General features: G+C 72.3%; 11 protein-coding genes. 3 read left to right on the forward strand and 8 right to left on the reverse strand.

Going from position 1 to position 20,316, the window contains the following annotated elements:
- Window positions 1-9: 9 nt before the first annotated feature.
- From IG08_RS0100520 to IG08_RS0100530, 3 genes are all read right to left on the reverse strand, one after another.
- Window positions 10-3,609 carry an ATP-dependent DNA helicase gene (locus IG08_RS0100520; protein ID WP_030594566.1) on the reverse strand — a complete coding sequence of 1,200 codons (3,600 nt, stop codon included), beginning with the start codon at window positions 3,607-3,609 and terminating at the stop codon, window positions 10-12.
- A 107-nt stretch (window positions 3,610-3,716) separates the two neighbouring features.
- A complete protein-coding gene (locus tag IG08_RS0100525) occupies window positions 3,717-7,028 on the reverse strand; it encodes an ATP-dependent helicase (RefSeq protein ID WP_030594569.1) in 3,312 nt (1,103 codons plus the stop codon).
- Between the two features lie 219 nt (window positions 7,029-7,247).
- Window positions 7,248-7,634 carry an MGMT family protein gene (locus IG08_RS0100530; protein ID WP_030594572.1) on the reverse strand — a complete coding sequence of 129 codons (387 nt, stop codon included), beginning with the start codon at window positions 7,632-7,634 and terminating at the stop codon, window positions 7,248-7,250.
- 186 nt (window positions 7,635-7,820) lie between these two features.
- Here IG08_RS0100530 and IG08_RS0100535 point away from each other — a divergent pair, with 186 nt between their 5' ends.
- From IG08_RS0100535 to IG08_RS0100545, 3 genes are all read left to right on the forward strand, one after another.
- On the forward strand, window positions 7,821-10,580 hold the full coding sequence (locus IG08_RS0100535; RefSeq protein ID WP_030594575.1) for a lysylphosphatidylglycerol synthase transmembrane domain-containing protein: 2,760 nt from the start codon (window positions 7,821-7,823) through the stop codon (window positions 10,578-10,580).
- A gap of 78 nt (window positions 10,581-10,658) precedes the next feature.
- Complete coding sequence (locus tag IG08_RS0100540) at window positions 10,659-12,206, forward strand: alpha/beta hydrolase (RefSeq protein WP_030594577.1); 1,548 nt, start codon at window positions 10,659-10,661, stop codon at window positions 12,204-12,206.
- 147 nt (window positions 12,207-12,353) lie between these two features.
- Window positions 12,354-13,907, forward strand: a complete 1,554-nt coding sequence (locus IG08_RS0100545) for an alpha/beta hydrolase (RefSeq protein WP_030594580.1) — start codon at window positions 12,354-12,356, stop codon at window positions 13,905-13,907.
- A gap of 80 nt (window positions 13,908-13,987) precedes the next feature.
- On the opposite strand, the gene moeZ is transcribed toward IG08_RS0100545, so the two are convergent.
- From moeZ to IG08_RS0100570, 5 genes are all read right to left on the reverse strand, one after another.
- Window positions 13,988-15,166 (reverse strand): adenylyltransferase/sulfurtransferase MoeZ, encoded by a 1,179-nt coding sequence (moeZ, locus tag IG08_RS0100550; protein WP_030594583.1) that lies wholly within the window; start codon window positions 15,164-15,166, stop codon window positions 13,988-13,990.
- 63 nt (window positions 15,167-15,229) lie between these two features.
- A complete protein-coding gene (locus IG08_RS0100555) occupies window positions 15,230-15,979 on the reverse strand; it encodes a spherulation-specific family 4 protein (RefSeq protein ID WP_030594584.1) in 750 nt (249 codons plus the stop codon).
- Window positions 15,967-16,941, reverse strand: a complete 975-nt coding sequence (locus tag IG08_RS0100560; protein WP_030594585.1) for an NAD-dependent epimerase/dehydratase family protein — start codon at window positions 16,939-16,941, stop codon at window positions 15,967-15,969. The genes IG08_RS0100555 and IG08_RS0100560 overlap by 13 nt, the downstream gene beginning before the upstream one ends.
- A 292-nt stretch (window positions 16,942-17,233) precedes the next feature.
- Complete coding sequence (locus IG08_RS0100565; protein ID WP_030594586.1) at window positions 17,234-18,496, reverse strand: hypothetical protein; 1,263 nt, start codon at window positions 18,494-18,496, stop codon at window positions 17,234-17,236.
- Window positions 18,493-20,187 carry a DUF3492 domain-containing protein gene (locus tag IG08_RS0100570; RefSeq protein ID WP_030594587.1) on the reverse strand — a complete coding sequence of 565 codons (1,695 nt, stop codon included), beginning with the start codon at window positions 20,185-20,187 and terminating at the stop codon, window positions 18,493-18,495. The genes IG08_RS0100565 and IG08_RS0100570 overlap by 4 nt, the downstream gene beginning before the upstream one ends.
- Between the last annotated feature and the right edge of the window lie 129 nt (window positions 20,188-20,316).

The raw sequence follows: 20,316 nt of genomic DNA on the forward strand, positions 1-20,316 counted from the left end.
GTCAAGAGCCTATCGGCCCGCACCGACATCCTCGTTGGGCGGTTCCTCACAGTTTGCTTGCACGGAACCGTTTGCCTGCCCGGTCGGCTCCTCCATCAACAGCCGCTCCAGCGCCGCCCGGTCCGGCAGGGCGTCGGGCCGTACGACTTCGCCACTGCGGACGAACACGAACGCGGCAGTGACCGATTCCACAGGCACACCCTGCTGCTCGGCCCAGGCCAGCCGGTAGACGGCGAGCTGGAGCGGGTCGGCGCTGCGGGTACGGCTGGTCTTCCAGTCGACGATCTCGTAGGTCGCCGCGCCCCCGTCGGTCGCCTTGTAGACGGCGTCGATACGGCCCCGGACCACTCGGCCGGCGATCGCGAGCTGGAAGGGGGCCTCCACGCGGTGGGGCGTGCGGTGGGCGTACTCGGTGCGCTCGAAGGCGTCCTTGAGGGCTTCGAGGTCGCGTTCGTCGGCGATCTCGGCCTCGCTGCCGGGCAGCTCCTCCGGTTCCAGCATGGGCAGCGTCAGCTCTTCGAAGCGGGCCTCGACCCAGGCGTGGAAGCGGGTGCCCCGGCGGGCGGCGGGTTGTGGGGGGCGCGGCATGGGGCGCGCGAGTTCCTGCGCGAATCCGTCCGGGTCGGCGGCCAGGTGCAGCAGTTGGGTGGCGGTGAGCGACGCGGGCAGGGGTACGTCCGTGACGGCCTCCCGGGCGCGCAGGAGCTCCCCGGTGAGGGCGTCGAGGTCGCGGTCCCAGGAGGCGATGGCGCGGGCCTCCTCCGGGGTGAGGCGGGTGTGGGAGGGCTCGGGCTCCGGGGCGTGGGGGTGCGCGCCCGCCGGCTCCGGCTCCGTGGGATGGGTGCGCGGGCCCTCTGCCGTGTCGGGGTGCCCGTCGGTGTCCGGGGCGGTCGCCTGGTGCGGGACGGCCGCCTGGTGCGGGACGGTCGGGCGGTCCGCTGTCCAGGCGTCCCAGTCGTCGGAGTCCTCCGGGAAGGCCTCGTCCTCCTCAGAGGGTTCTTCGTCGAAGTCGAAGGGGGGCTCTTCGTCGTCCGGCGGCGCGGGCCAGTCCGGGTCGTCGTAGGTGTCCGGGTCGTGCGTGGCCGCGGGGTGGCCGTCCGTGTGGGAGGCGAGGTCCTCCAGGTGGGCGAGGACCGTCTCGGCGGCCGCTCGGCGGCGGGCCACGGCCGTGTCGTCCAGGGGCAGGGGCCACACCTGGTCGGCGGTCGCCCGGTTCAGGGCCGGGTTCTCCTCGCCCTCGGCGGGCTCGTCCGCCCAGGCCTCGATCTCGCCGTGCCCGGCTGCGGAGTGGTCGTACAGGGCCTGCAGGAAGTCGGACGGTCCGCGGGGCTTCTTCTGGCTGGGGCCCCACCAGTGGCCGGAGCCGAGGAGCAGGGAGCGGGGGCGGGTGAAGGTGACGTAGCCGAGGCGGAGTTCCTCGGTGTGCTGGTGGTCCTTCATGGCTTCCTGGAAGGACCTCAGGCCGCGCGAGTCCCAGGATTCGACGTCGGGGAGGGTGTCGGTGTCGCCGCGCAGTTCGTGCGGCAGCACCTTGCCCTGGGCGGTCCACTTCTCGCGGCCCTGGGTACTGGGGAAGGTGCCGGTGACCAGTCCGGGGACGGCCACGACGTCCCACTCCAGGCCCTTGGACTTGTGCGCGGTGAGCACCTTGACGGTGTTCTCGCCGCCGGGGAGGGCATTGTCGAGGCCCTTCTCGTACTGGGCGGCGGTGCGCAGGAAGCCGAGGAAGGCGAGCAGGGTCGCCTCGCCGTCGCCGGCGGCGAACGAGGCGGCGATGTCCAGGAAGTTGGACAGGGTTTCGCGGCGGCGGGCGGCCAGGGCGTGCGGGGACGCCGACAGTTCGACCTCCAGGCCGGTGACGGCCAGGACGCGGTGCAGGACGTCCATCAGCGGGTCGGCCAGCGAACGGCGCAGGTCGCGCAGTTCGGTGGCCAGGCGCGCGAACCGCACGCGCGCGTCCGGCGAGAAGGGCAGCCCGTCGTCGTCCCCGCCGCCGTCCAGCGGGGTCTCGAGAAACGTGTCGAGGGCGTCCGCGAGCGATATCACCTCGGACGGGTCGACCCCCTCGACGGCCTCGGCGAGCCGGCGGTCCGGGTCGTCGTCGCCGTCCACGCGCGCGTAGGTCACGAGGCGCCGGGCGCGCCGCCCCAGGAGAGCGAGGTCGCGCGGGCCGATACGCCAGCGGGGGCCGGTCAGCAGCCGGACGAGGGAGGCGTTGGCGCCGGGGTCCTGGAGGACCTCGCAGACGGCGACGAGGTCGGCCACCTCGGGGAGGTGCAGCAGGCCGGAGAGGCCCACCACCTCCACCGGTACGTCCCGTGCGACGAGCGCGCCCTGGATCTCGGCGAAGTCGGTGGCCGTACGGCACAGGACGGCGATCTCACCGGGCGCCTTGCCCGTGTTCACCAGATGCGCGATCGAGTCGGCGAGCCAGTCGATCTCCTCGGCGTGCGTGTACAGAAGCGCGCAGCGGACCATGCCGTCGCGTTCGGCGCCGGGAGCCGGGCGGAGGGCCTCCACGCCCGCGTGCATGGCGCGCAGGGGCTCCGCGAGACCGTTGGCGAGGTCGAGGAGGCGGCCGCCGCTGCGGCGGTTCTCGCTGAGCGCCTGGCGGGTGGCGGGGCGGCCGTCGGGGTGGGCGAAGTGCTCGGGGAAGTCGTCGAGGTTGGCCACGGAGGCGCCGCGCCAGCCGTAGATCGCCTGGCAGGGGTCACCGACCGCGGTGACCGGATGCGCCGTGCCGCCGCCGAACAGGCCCGCCAGAAGGACCCGCTGGGCCACGGAGGTGTCCTGGTACTCGTCGAGGAGCACCACCCGGAACTCGTCGCGCAGGATGCCGCCCACTTCGGGGATCCGGGCGAGCTGGGCGGACAGGGCGATCTGGTCGCCGAAGTCGAGCAGATCACGGTCGCGCTTGGCGGCGCGGTAGCGGACGACCAGTTCGGCGAGTTCGCGGCGGGCGGCCGCCGCCTCGGGGACCTTGCGCAGGGCGTCGTTGGTGAGCTTGGCGCCCTCCAGGGTGCGCAACAGCTCGGCGTCGTACGCGCGCAGCTCCTCCGGCCGTACAAGGTGTTCGGCGAGCTCGGCGTCGAGGGTCAGGAGGTCGCTGACGAGGTCCGCGAAGGAGCGGGTCAGCGCCGGGTACGGGCCGGGGGCTTCGCGCAGCACGCGCGCGGCGAGCTGGTAGCGGGTGGCGTCGGCGAGCAGGCGGGAGGTCGGCTCCAGGCCGATGCGCAGGCCGTGGTCGGTCAGCAGGCGGCCCGCGAAGGCGTGGTACGTCGAGATCACCGGCTCGCCCGGCGGGTTGTCCGGGTCGATGACGTCGGGGTCGGTGACGCCCGCCTTGATCAGCGCCTTGCGGACGCGCTCGGCGAGTTCACCGGCGGCCTTGTTGGTGAAGGTGAGGCCGAGCACCTGTTCGGGAGCGACCTGGCCGGTGCCGACCAGCCACACCACGCGGGCCGCCATCACCGTCGTCTTGCCCGACCCGGCACCGGCCACGATCACCTGCGGGGCGGGCGGCGCGATGATGCAGGCCGTCTGCTCCGGGGTGAAGGGGATGCCGAGTAGCTCCTTGAGCTGATCGGGATCGGTGATACGGGCGGGCATGTCGGAGAGGCTAGCGGCGCGCACTGACAGTGGAGGACGAATCGCCCCTCGGGCCGGGAGAAGCACAGGTCAGCACGCGTGGTGCGACCGATCACACCAGTGCGCTCTCACTCCACCACATGACGTCCCTCGGGCTGCGCGCCGCACGAGGCCCGGAACGCGCAGTGGGTGCAGTGCTGGCCCGCGCTCGGCGTGAACCGTTCGTCGAGGACCTTGCCCGCCGCCGTGGCCAGCAGGTCGCCGACCCACTCCCCTGCCGCCCCTTCAAGGGCTTCCTGGGCCTGCACCTTGGGCAGCGTCTCGCCGCCGTCGCGCTTGGGGGCGCCCTGGCGCAGCTGGACGAGTTCGGCGCCGCCCGGTTCGGGGCGTACGCCGTCGAAGGCCTCGTCGACGGCGCCCTCGCGGACGGCGAGCTGGTAGACGGCGAGCTGCGGGTGGTGCTCCACCTCGGCAGCGCTCACGGCCTGCTTGCCGGTCTTGAAGTCGACGACGTAGGCGCGCCCCTCGACGTCGGCCTCCACGCGGTCCATCTGGCCGCGGATGCGCACCTCGACGTCGCCCGCTTCGAGGGTGACGTCGAAGTCGTGCTCGCTGGCCACCGGAGTTCGCCCCGTGCGGTCCATGACGTGCCACTTCAGGAAGCGTTCGAGCGCCGCGCGCGCGTTCTCCTTCTCCTGCGCCGACTTCCACGGCGCGTCGAAGGCGAGCGCGTTCCACACGGAGTCGAGGCGCTCCATGAGGACGGCGAGGTCGGCCGGGGTGTGTCCGGAGGCGACCTCGTCGGCGAGGACGTGGACGACGTTCCCGAAGCCCTGGGCGACCGTGGCGGGTGCGTCGGCTTTCACCTCGCGGCCCAGGAACCACTGCAGGGCGCAGGTGTTGGCGAGCTGGTCGAGGGCGCTGCCGGAGAGCACGACGGGCTGGTCGCGGTCTCGCAGCGGCACCTTGCTCTCGGTCGGCTCGAACATGCCCCACCAGCGGTAGGGGTGTGCGGACGGCACCAGCGGGCGGCCGTCCTCGTCGGCGAGCGCGGCGAGCCGGGCCAGTCGGCGGGCAGCGGCCTCCCTGAGCGTGTCGGAGACGCGCGGGTCGACCGTCGTGGCGCGGAGTTCGGCGACCAGGGCGGCGACGGACAGCGGGCGGCGCGGGCGGCCCGTGACGTCCCTGGGTTCGACGCCGAGTTCGGTGAGGAAGCGGGAGGGCTGGTCGCCGTCGTCCGCGGGCGCCTTGACCGCTGTGACGACGAGACGTTCACGCGCACGCGTGGCGGCCACGTAGAACAGCCGGCGCTCCTCGGCGAGCAGGGCTCCCGGGGTGAGCGGTTCGGCGAGTCCGTCGCGGCCGATGCGGTCGGCCTCCAGGAGGGAGCCACGGCGGCGCAGGTCCGGCCACAGGCCCTCCTGAACGCCCGCGACGACGACCAGGCGCCACTCCAGACCCTTGGAACGGTGCACTGTCATCAGGCGGACGGCGTCGGGGCGGACGGCACGCCGCGTGAGGGTGTCGGCGGCGATGTCCTCGGCGTCGACCTCCTCCAGGAAGTTGAGCGTGCCGCGGCCGCCGGTGCGCTCCTCCGCGCGGGCGGCGGTGGCGAACAGCGCGCACACGGCGTCGAGGTCGCGGTCCGCGTTGCGCCCCGCCGCGCCGCCGCGCCGGGCGGCCCGCTCCAGGCGCGCGGGCCACGGCGTGCCCTCCCACAGGTCCCAGAGCGCCTCCTCGGCGCTGCCGCCGCCCGCGAGGCGCTCACGAGCCTTCCTGAGCAGCGCGCCGAGGCGCTGGGCGCCACGCGCGTACGTGGGGTCGTGCGCGACCAGGCGCTCGGGCTCGGCCAACGCCCGCGCGAGCAACTCGTCCGAGGGCGGCGGCAGGGCGTTGCCCGCGGCCCGTTCCTCGTCGCGCAGGGCGCGGCCCAGGCGACGGAGATCCGCGGCGTCCATGCTCGCGAGGGGGGAGGCGAGGAGGGTGAGGGCGGTTTCGGTGTCGAGCCAGGCGGTGTCCGCCCCCGGTTCCGCAGCGGGAGCCGCCGCCTCCGCCATGGCCACCGCCCGCAGCGCCGACAGCAGTGGCGCCACCGCCGGTTCGTGTCGCAGCGGCAGGTCGTCGCCGTCGATGTCGAGGGGCACCCCCGCCGCCGTAAGAGCTCGACGGACCGTCGGGATCGTGCGCGACCCGGCACGCACCAGGACAGCCATCTCGCCCCATGGAACACCGTCCTCCAGATGCGCCCGGCGCAGGATGTCGGCGATGTTGTCCAGCTCGGTGCCGGGCGTCGGGTACGTGTACGCCTCGACGCGCCCCCCGTCCCGCACCGGGGCAAGTTCGCGATGGGCGCGCACCTTCTCCGCCGGCAGGCGGGTCAGCGGCATGCGCTGGGTGACCAGCCGCGTGGCGGCCAGCAGGGCGGCACCGGAGCGGCGGGAGGTCCGCAGCACGTCGACGGGTGCCGGGCGGCCGTCCGCGCGCGGGAAGGCGTACGGGAAGTCGAGGATGCCGTTCACGTCCGCGCCGCGGAACGCGTAGATCGACTGGTCGGGGTCACCGAAGGCGACGAGCGTGCGGCCTCCGCCGGCGAGGGCGTGCAGCAGCCGCACCTGGGCCGGATCGGTGTCCTGGTACTCGTCGACGAACACGGCGTCGTACTGCGCGGCCAGCCGCCGGGCGACCTCGGGGCGGCGGGCGAGGAGCACCGCGCGGTGGACCAGTTCGGCGTAGTCGAGCACGCCCTGCATGTCGAGCACGTCGAGGTACTCGGCGAGGAAGGCCGCCGCGGCACGCCAGTCGGGGCGGCCGATCCGGCGGGCGAAGGCGTCCAGGGCGCCGGGGGCAAGGCCCAGTTCACGGCTGCGGGCGAGGACCGCGCGGACCTCGTCGGCGAAACCGCGGGTGGTCAGGCAGGCGCGCAGTTCGTCCGGCCAGCGCACATGCGCGAGACCGAGCCGCTCCAGGTCGGGCTGGCCCGCGAGCAGTTCGCGTACGGCGACGTCCTGCTCCGGGCCGGACAGCAGCCGCAGCGGCTCCACGAACAGGTCGCTGTCCTGGTGGGCGCGGACCAGGGCGTAGCAGAACGAGTGGAAGGTGGTCGCCTGTGGCGCGCGGGCGGCCCCTATGCGCAGCGCCATGCGGTCGCGCAGTTCCACGGCCGCCTTGCGGCTGAACGTCAGCACCAGCACGCGCGCGGGGTCACCGTCCCGGGCGATCCTGGCCGCCACGGACTCGACGAGCGTGGTGGTCTTTCCGGTGCCCGGACCTGCGAGGACGAGCAGCGGCCCGGTCCCGTGCTCAACCACGGCGCGCTGTGCGGCGTCCAAACGAGGGGGATCCACGCGGGCCGGCGGGGTACGCACCAGTCGGTAAGCGCCACGGTTCCCCTGCCGTACCTGAGGGTGCGACAGGCGCCTGGTGGAGGAAGAGGAGCTCACGTGGTTCGCCGGTCCTGGTGGGTGTGCGGGGTGAGGGGGACGCCTGCAGCCGACGCTACGCCGACGGGTGGAGCGGAAGCAGGGCTTCCCCTTCTTCCCTCATGGAACTCGCGACTCGTGCGTCTCTCGCTCCACGAACGTACGGCATGCCTCGGGCGTGCCCCGTTTCCCCCGTACGGGCCTCAGGGCGCCCCTGGACCCGTGCGATGGCGGAAGCTGTCAGGTGTGACCTTCCGCGCGTTCGCCGCCGTCCCATCGCGCCCGTTTCATGTCGAGGCGCGGCAGATGGTTCTCGGCGGCCCTGCTCGCCTCCTTCAGGGGCGTGCCTTCCGTGCGGTAGTGGCCGAGGGCCTCCAGTTCGTGGCCCGGGAGCAGCACTCCGTCCGCGCGGACGACACGCCACCACGAAACGGCTCCGCCGTACAGGGCCATGACCCGGCCGACCTGACGGGGGCCACCGTCCTCCAGCCACTCGGCGACGTCGCCGTACGTCATGACACGCCCCGGCGGAACGCGTTCGGCCACGTCGAGGACCCGCTCGGCGTACTCCGGCAGCGCGTCCGCGTACTCCGGGTGGGCGTCCTCCGGCAGGCTCTGCTCGCTCATCCGCCCCATCCTGCCCCACCCCACCGACAATGTGACGGGCTCGCGACCGTGCGTATCCCTCGCCCAGGGGCGGCGCTTCCGGCAGACTGTGCGCCCCCGCATGTGCACCCTGACGCCCCCGCGTGTCAGTGGGGCATGCCACCATCGTGCGGGCGGTGACTGGTGATACGAGATCAAGAAGAGACGATGAAGCAACAGGGTGCGCACCCGGAGGACGCGGAGAGCACCTCTGACGCTTCGTCGCGCCCGGACACCGCCGGCGCGGACGACACGACCGACGCCAAGACCGCCGGAGACACCGCGCAGACGCCCACGACGGGCATCGAGGACACCGACGCCGACGAGGTGCACATCGACGAGGTCGAGGGCGACGAACCGCTGCTCCCCGCGCGCGTGCACCGGCCCTCCGACCTGATGCGGCTGCTGGTCGGTGTGCTGGCCGTCGTCATACTGCTCGCGATCGCCGCGTTCGCGCACGGCACCACCTCGGGCCTCGAACAGGACATCAACAAGGGCACCGGTCAGGCGCCCGACCTGCTCATCAAGATCGCGGGACTGGCCTCCAGCATCGCGATTCTCCTGGTCCCGGTCGCGTTCGCGATCGAGCGGCTGATCAAGCGCGACGGGCTGCGCATCGCCGACGGTGTGCTCGCGGCCGTGTTGGCACACGGTGTGACGCTCGCCACCGACCTGTGGGTCGCCAAGGCCGCTCCGAACTCGATCCAGGAGGCGCTCACCCAGCCCTCCCCCGGTGACATCCACGCCCTCACCGACCCGGTGCACGGCTATCTGGCCCCTGTCATCGCGTACATGACTGCCGTCGGCATGTCGCGCAGGCCGCGTTGGCGCGCGGTGCTGTGGATCGTGCTGATGCTCGACGCGTTCTCGATGCTCGTCACCGGCTACACCACACCGTTCTCGATCATCCTCACGGTCCTGATCGGCTGGACGGTGGCCTACGGGACGCTCTACGCGGTCGGCTCACCCAACGTCCGTCCCACCGGGCGGAACCTGATGGCGGGCCTCAGGACCGTCGGTTTCCACCCGGTGAGCGCGGCCCGCGAGGAGGCGTCGGAGACCTCGGAGAACGGCGATCGCGGCCGGCGCTACTTCGTCACGCTGGAGGACGGTCCCCCGCTGGACGTGACGGTGGTCGACCGGGAACAGCAGGCACAGGGCTTCTTCTACCGTGCGTGGCGCAATCTGACGTTGCGCGGCTTCGCCACCCGCAGCAGTCTCCAGTCGCTGCGGCAGGCGCTGGAGCAGGAGGCGCTGCTCGCGTACGCGGCCATCGCGGCCGGCGCCAACGCGCCCAAGCTGATCGCGACCTCCGAGCTCGGCCCGGACGCCGTCATGCTCGTCTACGAGCACACCGGCGGGCGCACGCTGGACTCGCTGGCCGAGGGCGAGATCACGGACGAGCTGCTGCGCAACACCTGGCGCCAGGTGCAGTCACTGCAGTCGCGACGCATCGCGCACCGCAGGCTCGCCGGTGACGCGATCCTGGTGGATCGTTCCGGCATGGTGATCCTCACTGATCTGCGCGGCGGTGAGATCGCGGCCAGCCCACTGCTGCTGCGCATGGACGTCGCTCAGCTGGTGACCACACTGGGGCTGCGGGTGGGCGCCGAGCGCACGGTGGCCTCGGCGGTCAGCGTCCTCGGCCCCGACGCCGTGGCCGACTGTCTGCCGATGCTCCAGCCCATCGCGCTGACGCGCTCCACGCGCGCGACGCTGCGCAGACTCGCCCGGGAGCGGGCCCAGCGTGAGCGCGAGGCGGTCCTGGAGGCGTCCCGGCTGGCCAAGCAGGCCCGGCTGGAGGCCGCCGAGGAGGCCGCCGGTCCCGTCGTACTCGAAAAGCCGGACAAGAAGGCCGTACGCGCGGAGGCCAGGGCCGAGAAGCGGGCCATCGACGAGGCCATCGAGGAGGCGCGCGAGGAGGACCTGCTCACGCAGATCCGCCACGAGGTGCTGCTGATCCGGCCGCAGGCCCCGGTGGAGCCGGCCCGGCTGGAGCGGGTGCGGCCGCGCACGCTGTTGAGCTTCATCGCCGGCGCGATCGGCGCGTACTTCCTGCTGACGCAGCTCACGCACATCGAGTTCGGCCCGCTCATCGAGAACGCCGAGTGGGGCTGGGTCGCCGCCGCCGTGGCCTTCTCCGCGCTGAGCTATGTGGCGGCGGCGATGGCCCTGCTGGGCTTCGTCCCCGAGCGGGTGCCCTTCGTGCGGACGGTGGCGGCCCAGGTCGCCGGGTCGTTCGTGAAGATCGTCGCGCCGGCCGCGGTGGGTGGGGTCGCCCTCAACACGCGCTTCCTGCAGCGCGCGGGGGTGCGGCCCGGGCTCGCCGTGGCGAGTGTCGGCGCGTCGCAGCTGTTCGGCCTGGGCTGCCACATCCTGATGCTGCTGTCCTTCGGCTATCTGACCGGCACCGAGAAGACGCCGTCGCTGTCGCCGTCCCGGACGGTCATCGCCGGTCTGCTGACGGTCGCGGTACTCGTGCTCGTGGTGACCTCGGTGCCGTTCCTCAGGAAGTTCGTCGTCACGCGCGTGCGGTCGCTGTTCGCGGGTGTCGTGCCGCGCATGCTGGACGTGCTGCAGCGGCCGCAGAAGCTCGTCACCGGCATCGGCGGCATGCTGCTGCTGACCGCCTGCTTCGTGATGTGCCTGGACGCCTCGATCCGCGCGTTCGGCGACGAGACGACCTCGCTCAGCATCGCCAGCGTCGCCGTCGTCTTCCTCGCCGGCAACGCCCTGGGGTCCGCGGCCCCGACGCCGGGCGGTGTGGGCGCGGTGGAGGCGACTTTGACGGTCGGTCTGATCGCCGTGGGCCTGCCCAAGGAGGTCGCCGCGCCGGCCGTCCTGCTGTTCCGACTGCTGACGCTCTGGCTGCCGGTGCTGCCGGGCTGGCTGGCCTTCAACCACCTGTCCCGCAAGGGCGCGCTGTAGTACGACGCCCGTACGCGCGCGTACCTCGTACGGCTCGCGCCCCGAGCGCCCCACTGTGCGCCACCGCAGGATGGGATCATGCCGAACGCTCCTCGTCTGCGCGCCGCTGCCCTGACCGCCTCCGCCGCCCTTCTGCTGTCCTCCATGCTGGCGGGCTGCGGCGACGACGCCCAGGACGAGGACGTGTCGGCCCAGAAGCTGAGCTGGAAGGACTGTCCGGCACCGTCCCAGGCGGAGGGCGGCGGTGACGCCCCGTCACCCCTGCCGAACGGCGACGAGTGGCAGTGCGCCACCCTGAAGGCCCCCCTCGACTGGGACAAGCCCAAGGGCGACACGATCGGCCTCGCGCTGATCCGGGCGAAGGCGAGCGGCGACGAGAGCACGCGCATCGGTTCGCTCGTCTTCAACTTCGGCGGCCCCGGCGGATCGGGCGTCACCACGCTGCCCGCCTTCGGCGAGGACTACGCGAAACTGCGCACCCGCTACGACCTGGTGAGCTTCGACCCGCGCGGGGTCGGCCGCAGCGCCCCCGTCGAGTGCCTGAACGACCCGCAGCTCGACGCCTACTTCCAGCAGGACGCGACCCCCGACGACACGGCCGAGCGCACCGAGCTGCTGGACAACACCAAGGAGTTCAACGCGGCCTGCGAGGAGAACTCCAAGAAGATCCTGCCGCAGGTGCGCACCACCGACGCGGCTCGCGACATGGACCTGATGCGCCAGGTCCTCGGCGACGACAAACTGCACTACTTCGGTATCTCGTACGGCACCGAACTCGGCGGCGTGTACGCCCACTTGTTCCCCAAGAACGTGGGACGCGCGGTGTTCGACGCGGTCGTCGACCCGACGCAGACCTCGGAGCAGGGCTCGCTCGGGCAGGCCAAGGGCTTCCAGCTCGCGCTCGACAACTTCGCCGCGGACTGCACCTCGAAGACCGAGGACTGCCCGGTCGGCGACAGCGCGCAGGACGTCAAGGACCGCATCGCCAAGCTGCTCGCGGACCTCGACAAGAACCCGATCCCCGGCATCGGCCTGCGCAAGCTGACCCAGACCGCCGCGACCAACGGCATCGCGCAGTCGCTGTACTCGCAGGACTTCTGGGAGTACCTCACCGAGGGCCTGGAGCAGGCCTACGACGGTGACGGCAGGGTCCTGATGCTGCTGTCCGACTCGATGAACGGACGTGCCGAGAACGGCGAGTACAGCAACATCAGCGCGGCGAACATCTCCATCAACTGCGCCGACGACAAGCCCCGGTACACCGCCGCCGACGTCGAGCAGAAGCTGCCCGAGTTCCGCGCCGCCTCCCCCCTCTTCGGCGACTTCCTGGCCTGGTCCATGGTCGGCTGCACCGACTGGGCCGTGGCGGGCGCCGCCGACCATCCCGAAGTGAGCGCCTCCGGGGCGGCGCCGATCCTCGTCGTGGGCAACACCGGCGACCCCGCCACCCCGTACGAGGGCGCGCAGAAGATGGTGGACGCGCTGGGCAAGGGCGTCGGCGTCGAGCTGACGTACAAGGGGCAGGGGCACGGGGCGTACGACAGCAAGAACAAGTGCGTACAGGACGCGGTGAACGGCTATCTGCTGGACGGGAAGGTGCCTGCGGCGGGGACCGTCTGCTCGTAGCCCGCCCTCCACGGCAGCGAAAACCCGCAGGAAAACTCGCAGGTCACAGGGTTATCCACAGGCCCCGACGGGTGTCGCTTGATCGGCCTACCATGGCCAGACCGCCATCCGCTGCTCCGTGCGGACGGCTTGCGAGGGGGGAATGCTATGGCGCGTTTCGTACGGCGGACGGCACTGGCCGTCGCCGCCGCGCTGCTGGCGGCTGGCTGCAGCGGCGGCTCGTCCGGCGACGGCAAGGGCGGCGAGGCGAGCGGCACGGCGCGGCCCTCGGCAGGCTCTTCCACCACGACCGACGCGAAGGCGCTGCCCTCCTCCCTGACCTCGCAGAAGCTCGACTGGGGACGCTGCAAGGCCGCCCCGGACGCCTCCCCGCCCGGCAGCGACTGGCAGTGCGCGACGCTGAAGGTGCCGCTGGACTGGTCGAAGCCCGACGGAAGGACGATCGGCCTGGCACTGATCCGTTCCAAGGCCCGCGGCGACAACCGCATCGGCTCGCTCCTGTTCAACTTCGGCGGCCCCGGCGGCTCGGGCATCGCCACCATGCCCTCGTACGCGGCCAACACCTCCCTCCTGCGGGAGCGGTACGACCTGGTGAGCTGGGACCCGCGCGGGGTCGGCGCCAGCGAGGGTGTCCGCTGCCGCAGCGACAAGGCGCTCCAGACCGCCGAGGCGGTGGACGCCACCCCGGACACCCCCGCCGAGGAGCGGGCGTATCTCCAGGACGCGGCGTCCTTCGCGCGGGGCTGCGAGAAGGACGCCGGCGAGCTGCTGGCGCACGTCTCCACCACCGACACCGCACGCGACATGGACCTGATGCGCCAGGTCCTCGGCGACACCGAGCTGCACTACTTCGGCATCTCGTACGGCACCCAACTCGGCGGCGTCTACGCCCACTTGTTCCCGAAGAACGTGGGGCGGCTGGTCCTCGACGCGGTCGTCGACCCGAGTGCCGACGCGGTGGGCCACGCGGAGAACCAGGCCCGGGGTTTCCAACGTGCGCTGGACAACTACCTGAGCGCCACCGGCCAGGACCCCGAGCAGGGCTCGCAGAGGATCGCGGACCTGCTGGAACGGATGGACTCCGATCCGCTGCCCACGTCGTCCGGGCGGAAGCTGACCCAGGCGCTCGCGTTCACCGGCATCGTCCTGCCGCTGTACGGCGAGGACAGCTGGCCCACCCTCACCAGCGCCCTGAAGACGGCGGAGCAGGGGGACGGTTCGGAGCTGCTGGCGCTCGCCGACGGCTACAACGACCGCGACGCCTCGGGGCACTACGGCACGGCAGCCCACTCGCGACGGGTCATATCGTGCTTGGACAACAAGCCGCGGCCGACCCTCGCCCGCGCGAAGAAGCTGCTGCCGGAGTTCGAGAAGATCTCGCCCGTGTTCGGCCCCTTCCTCGGCTGGGACACAGTCGGCTGGTGCCACGACTGGCCGGTGGCCGGACAGTCGGACACCCCGGAGGTGAGCGCGCCCGGCGCGGCACCGGTGCTGGTGGTCGGCAACACCGGCGATCCGGCGACACCGTACGAGGGCGCCCGGAAGATGGCGGACGAGCTGGGCAAGGGCGTCGGCGTGGAACTCACCTGGAAGGGCGAGGGGCACGGGGCGTACGCGAGCGGGAGCGACTGTGTGACCTCGACCGTGAACGCGTATCTGCTGAGGGGGACCGTGCCGAGGGACGGCAAGGTCTGCGCCTAGGCCGACAGGAGCTCGTGGCCCGGGCAGCGGAAAGGGGCCCGGCACGCGTGGTGCCGAGCCCCTTCCGGGAAGGCGTGTGCCTAGTAGACCGGCTTGCTCGGCTCGATCTGGTGGACCCAGCCGATCACGCCGCCGCCGACGTGCACGGCGTCGGAGAAGCCCGCGGACTTCAGGACCGCGAGGACTTCCGCACTGCGGACACCCGTCTTGCAGTGCAGGACGATCTTCTTGTCCTGCGGCAGGCTCTCCAGGGCGGTGCCCATGAGGAACTCGTTCTTCGGGATCAGCTTCGCGCCGGGGATCGAGACGATCTCGTACTCGTTGATCTCGCGGACGTCGATGATCTCGATGTTCTCGCCGTCGTCGATCCACTCCTTGAGCTGCTTGGGAGTGATCGTCGAGCCGGCGGCCGCCTCCTGGGCCTCCTCGGACACGACGCCGCAGAAGGCCTCGTAGTCGATGAGCTCGGTGACGGTCGGGTTCTCGCCGCAGACCGCGCAGTTGGGGTCCTTGCGGACCTTGACCTGGCGGTACTGCATCTCCAGGGCGTCGTAGATCATCAGGCGGCCGACCAGCGGCTCGCCGATGCCCGCGAGGAGCTTGATGGCCTCGTTGACCTGGATGGAGCCGATGGACGCGCACAGCACGCCCAGGACGCCGCCCTCGGCGCAGGAGGGGACCATGCCCGGCGGCGGGGGCTCCGGGTAGAGGCAGCGGTAGCAGGGGCCGTGCTCGGACCAGAAGACGGAGGCCTGGCCGTCGAAGCGGTAGATCGAGCCCCACACGTACGGCTTGTTCAGCAGCACGGCCGCGTCGTTGACCAGGTAGCGGGTCGCGAAGTTGTCGGTGCCGTCGACGATCAGGTCGTACTGGCTGAAGATGTCCATCACGTTGTCGGCCTCGAGCCGCTCCTGGTGAAGGACCACGTTCACGTACGGGTTGATGCCGAGGACGGAGTCGCGCGCGGACTCGGCCTTGGAGCGGCCGATGTCGGCCTGGCTGTGGATGATCTGACGCTGCAGGTTCGACTCGTCGACCTCGTCGAACTCCACGATGCCGAGCGTGCCCACGCCGGCCGCGGCCAGGTACATCAGCGCCGGCGAGCCCAGGCCGCCGGCGCCCACACAGAGCACCTTGGCGTTCTTCAGCCGCTTCTGCCCGTCCATCCCGACGTCGGGGATGATCAGGTGGCGGGAGTACCTGCGAACCTCGTCTACGGTGAGCTCGGATGCGGGCTCGACCAGGGGTGGCAACGACACGGGGACTCCGTTGGTCGGTCAATCACTACAGTTGTTCTCCCCGTAACACTGCCACGGCCTTCTTCATTCCGAGACACCCGTTCCGATCCGCGAGACGATTTCGTCCCAGTAACCGGGCATGGTCTCCCAGGGGTCGGTGCGGCCGCCGCGGTCCGTGTGGTCGGTGAAGTAGATGGTCGAGGCGCCCTGCCAGCGGGCTATGCGCAGCGCCTCGTCGAGGTGGCCGCGGGGCATGCCGTGGACGAAGTGGCAGAAGCGCTCGGGCGGGTAGTCGGCGGTCCACTCCGCCACCTGGGACCAGCGGTAGTCGCTCCACGGGCCGGAGAAGGTGACCAGTTGGTCGGCGCTCTCGGCGTAGCCGGGATACGGGTGGGTGCCGTGGCCGAGGACGACGTGGGCGTCGTCACGGATCGCGCGGAGCGTGGTGACCGTGCGGCGGATCTCAGGCAGCGCGGCGCGTTCGGTCGGGCAGCGGTCCAGGAGGAAGCCGTCGACCTGGTACCAGTCGATGTAGCGGTGTGCGTCGGAGATCATCTCGCCGAAGGTGCGGGCACCGTACGTGGTGTCGACGTGGCCGAGGACACGGACGCCCGCGTTGCGCAGGCGGCCGGCCGCCTCCAGGCAGTGCGGGTCGGGGCGGGCGCCGGGGCCGTCGGCGACGTTGAGGACGGCCCAGTGCAGGGGCATGTCGGGGCGGGTGAGTTCGCCCCATTCGGCCGGGGCGACGAGAGGGTGGGCGAAACCGGGGATGCCGAAGCCGGTGCGGAGTTCGGTGCTGGGTGTTGTTGTTTTCGTGCTGGTCAGATGCGGCATGCCGCCTCCATCCAGATGTCTGCCAGGGACTCTTCGAGGTTGATGCGGGGGCGCCAGCCGAGCCGGTCGCGTGCGGTGCGCACGTCCGCCTGTTGCCAGCTGCCGCAGCCGTCCGGGTACGGGTACGCGACCGGGGCCGCGTGGTCCGATTCGGAGCGGGGGTGGCCGATGGATGCGTGGCCGATGGTTGTCCTCAGAGGGCCGGGAGGGCCGTCGAGTTCGTGGAGGGCGCCGCCGTATCCGGCGACGCGGGCCAGGACGGCTGCGGCGTCGCGGAGTCGGACGGCGCGGCCCGAGCCGATGTTGATGACGCCCTGGGCAGCGGAGAGCGAGGCGGCGTGGACGGCTCGGGCCACGTCGCGGACGTCGATGAAGTCGCGTTGGGCGCCGAGGCCGCCGAGTTTGAGCTCGCCGTCCCCGGACTGCATGGCGCGGCGCATGGCCTCGGCGAGGCGGCCCAGCGGGGAGCCCGCGGGGGTGCCGGGGCCTGCCGGGGAGAAGACCCGGAGGACCACGGCGTCCAGGCCGGAGCCGAGGACGAGTTCGGTGGCGGCGAGTTTGCTGACGCCGTACGGGCCGCCGGGGCGGGGGACGGCGTCCTCCGCCGTGGCGGAACCGGGCTGGCTGGGGCCGTACTCGGCACCGCAGCCGATCTGCACCAGGCGGGCGCCGCAGCCACTGCGGCGGAGGGCCTCACAGACGGTGGCGACGGCGACGGTGTTGTGGCGGGTGAGGTCGCGGGCGCCGCCTCGGGTGGCGCCGGCGCAGTTGATGACGACGCCCGGGTGGACCGCGTCGAGGAAGCGGGTGAGGGCGCCGGGGCTGCCGGACGCGAGGTCGAAGCGGACGTCGGCGTCGTCGCCACGGCCGAGGGCGGTGAGCTGGACGGCCGGGTCGGCGAGCAGGCGGTCGGCTACGAAGCGGCCCAGGTAGCCGTTGGCTCCGATCAGTAGAACTCTCATCGGGCGGCTCCCGATGCTTGGGGTCGGGAGGTGGTCATGGGTGGTTCTCCTTCGAGGAGGGTGTGCGGATGCGGGTGCCTGCGGCGCCTGTGCGGGTTCGGTGGGGGCGTGTGCAGCGCCTGCGGGTGCGTGGTGGGGTCGGGGCCGCGCCGGGGGGTGTCCGTCCTCGGTCGGGCGGTGCTGTCTGTCCGGCAGTGCTCGGTGCCGGACGCCCGCCGCTGCGGGCGGACGTCCCCGGGCCCGTCCCGTTCCCGCCGTACGCGGATGCGGGTCCGCGGGAGTGCCGGGCGCGTCAGCACGGGTGCTCCGGCTGGGCGTGGGCCGACGCCCGGGTGAGTTTGCGGGTCGCGTGGATCAGCAGGGTCAAGGCGCCGATGCCGCAGGCGAGTGCCTGGACGCTGCCCGGGCCCCAGGTCGCTACGAGCGCCTCGACCGGGGTGGACAGGAAGGCACAGCCCGGCAGGCGGGCTGCGAAGACCGTGGCCAGGGCGGTTGCCTGGGCTGTGGCGGTGACGGTGAGGACGAGTGGTGGGGCGTGGGTGAAGCCGTGTGTGGTGAGGAGGCGGGCCAGGAAGAGGAGGGCGCCGAGGGTGGTGGCCTGGGCGTAGGCGCCGGGTTCGTTCAGAGCTGTGGCGCACAGGGCCAGCAGGGTCGTCAGGGCACACAGATGGAGGGAGAACGTGCCCAGCAGCAGGGGGCGTACGGAGGCGGCGAACTCCTCGAGACCGCGACTGGCCGTCAGTTTGGGGCGCACGCGCACCGCGAAGAGGTGGGCGCTCCAGGCCGCGGGGGCGCAGGCCAGGGTGAGGGCGAGGACCGGGGCCGTGGCGAGGGGCCAGGGGGCGTCGGCGGCGCCGGTGGGCAGGGCGTCGGGGCCGCCGGTGACGGCCGCTCGGAGCAGGCCGTCACCCAGGGCCGCGTAGGCGACGAGCCAGCATGTCTGGGTGGCGGTGCCGGTGGGGTGTGTGCGGTCCGGCATGGCGAGGGGGCCGCGTGACAGGGCTGCGCGCAAAGCCAGGGAGACGGCCAGGGCGCCGACGACGGCCGCGATCAGGCGGGACTGGCCTTGGGTGAGATGGATCGCCACCGCTGTGGCCGCGCAGGCCGCGCCGGGCAGGAGGGTGAGCAGGGCCCAGTCGGCGCGGGCCCGGGGGGTTGCCCGTGGTGTGGGGGGCGGGGGTGTGTCCGCGTCTCTCGGGATGCGGGCGTACATCTCCTCGGCCAGTGAGAAGACGTCCCGGTGGCGGAAGCGGGTCGCGGTGCGGTCGGTGACGCCGTGCGCCTCCAGGCCTGCCGCGATCTCCAAGGGGTCGACAGCTCGTTCGCAGAGCTCGCGGTGACGGTGCATCAGGGCCTTCACCGGGTCCACGGCCGTACGGCGGCCGGGAACAGGGGCGGGCTTGCGGCCGGTGGTCTGCGTGGCACGGTCTCCGGGTGCCTCGGCGGGCCCGTCCCGTAGGGCCGTCTCCGTCACGAGCCACTCCTCCGACTGTGGGTCCCACGCTCCGGGACTGCCCGGGGTCCCGGGGAGGTCCAGTTCGCCCAGGTCGCTCATCCGGCAGCCCCCTCGGTCGCGGCGACGGGAGTCGTGGCGCGGACCGGAGGCCCCGCGGCCCAGCCGGGGCCGCCGCGGGCCACGACGCGGGCGCTGTGCTCGGTCCAGCGGCCGGGCACATGGGCCTCGGCGGGGGCGGCGAACGGCAGGGGTTCGCCGGTGTCGTCGAGAACGACGCGGTGGACCGGGGTGCGCGAGACGATCTCCAGGTAAATGCCGTGAAATGCCGTGATGTTCTGTTCCACGGTGAACAGTTCGAGCGCGCGGGCCCGGGCGGCGGCACCCAGGCGCTCACGGCGCTCGGGGTCGCGCAGCAGCGCGACGCACGCCTCGGCGAGCGCCCGCGGATTGCGCGGAGGGACGACGAGTCCGGTGCCGCCGATGACCTCCACGACCGCGCCGACGTCCGTGGACACCGTGGCGCGGCCGCAGAGCATCGCCTCGACCAGGCTGATCGGGAAGCCCTCGACGACGCTGGACAGGACGGTCACGGCGCCCGACGCATACGCCTCGGCGAGGCTCGGGACCTCCGGGCCGCCGATCTCCTCGAAGGAGACCGGGTTGTCGCCGACGGCGTGCAGTCCCTCCGCCTCGTCGGGGAAGAGTTGTGCGGCCAGCGCCTTGCAGTGGCCGAGGTAGGCCGTGCCCTCGGCACCCGAGGGGGCGCCGACGATCCCCAGGCGCGTCTTCGGCTCCTCCTTGCGGATCTCCGCGAAGGCGTGCAGCAGGGAGATCAGGTCCTTGGTCGGTTCCACCCGGCCGACCCAGACCAGTGTGTCCGGGTCCGCGCACTCCGGGGACTCGCCGACCTCCGCGAAACGGGAGGTCTCCATGCCCGGGTAGACCGTGCGCAGCTTCTCGCGGTCGGCGCCGCAGCGCTCCTGCCAGCGGCGGGCGTGGGTGTTGCCGGGCGTGATGATCGCGGCCCGGCCGTAGATCTCGGCGGCGAGCCGGCCGTGGAAGGCGGCGAGCAGTGACCGTACGGCGGGTGTGGACTCGGTGTCGGCCAGGTAGTGCGTCCGCAGCCGCACTCCGTACTCGGTCACCAGCAGAGGTACGCCACCGAAGTGGTGCGCGAGGAGTCCGGGCAGCGCCGCCGGGCCGCCGGACGTCGCGTGGCACAGGTCGACCGCGCCGAGGCCGTCGTCCTCGTACCAGTCGAGCGAGAGGGGGCGCAGGGCCTGTTCCAGGTGCGCGGCCACGGCGAGCAGATCCGGTACGCGCGCCTCGCGCGCCGTCCGCCGGGCGCCCGGCGCACGACAGGCGCGTTCCAGGGCGCGTACGGCGGTCTCGGAGCGGAGCGCGCCCACCAGCCCGCCCTCGTCGCGGGCGAGTTCGGCGAGTCCGTACAGAGCGTTGGCGAAACGGTCCGCCTCAGCGACAGACGACTCCTCGGAACCCCCGGCACACAGCGCCGCGGCCAACTCGCCGTAGCACTCGGCGAACCGTCGGCGCGCACGCCGCCCGTACCCGACCCCGTCGTCCTCGGCCGTCCACAGCGGTGCCGTACGCACCCTGCTGACCTGCGGCGGCAGTTCGACCCAGCCCTCATCCTCCTGGCGCTCGCTCCGGCTGAGCGCGTAGATGTCGAACTCGTGCTGCTCAAGCCCGCGCACGAGCCGGTCGCACCAGAGCCTGGCGTCACCGCTCACATACGGATAGCCACCCTCCGTAAGCAGTCCGATCCGCACGAGTGCACCCCTGATCTCCCGTATGGGGAGCCGCCGTTGACCCGGCGGCTCGCAGCGGGACGAACGTATGCGGACAAGGCGGTGGTGCGATGGACGGTTGTCCATCGCACCACCAAAAGGGGTGAACGC

It is taken from the genome of Streptomyces fulvoviolaceus, from assembly GCF_000718165.1.
GTDB lineage: Bacteria > Actinomycetota > Actinomycetes > Streptomycetales > Streptomycetaceae > Streptomyces > Streptomyces fulvoviolaceus.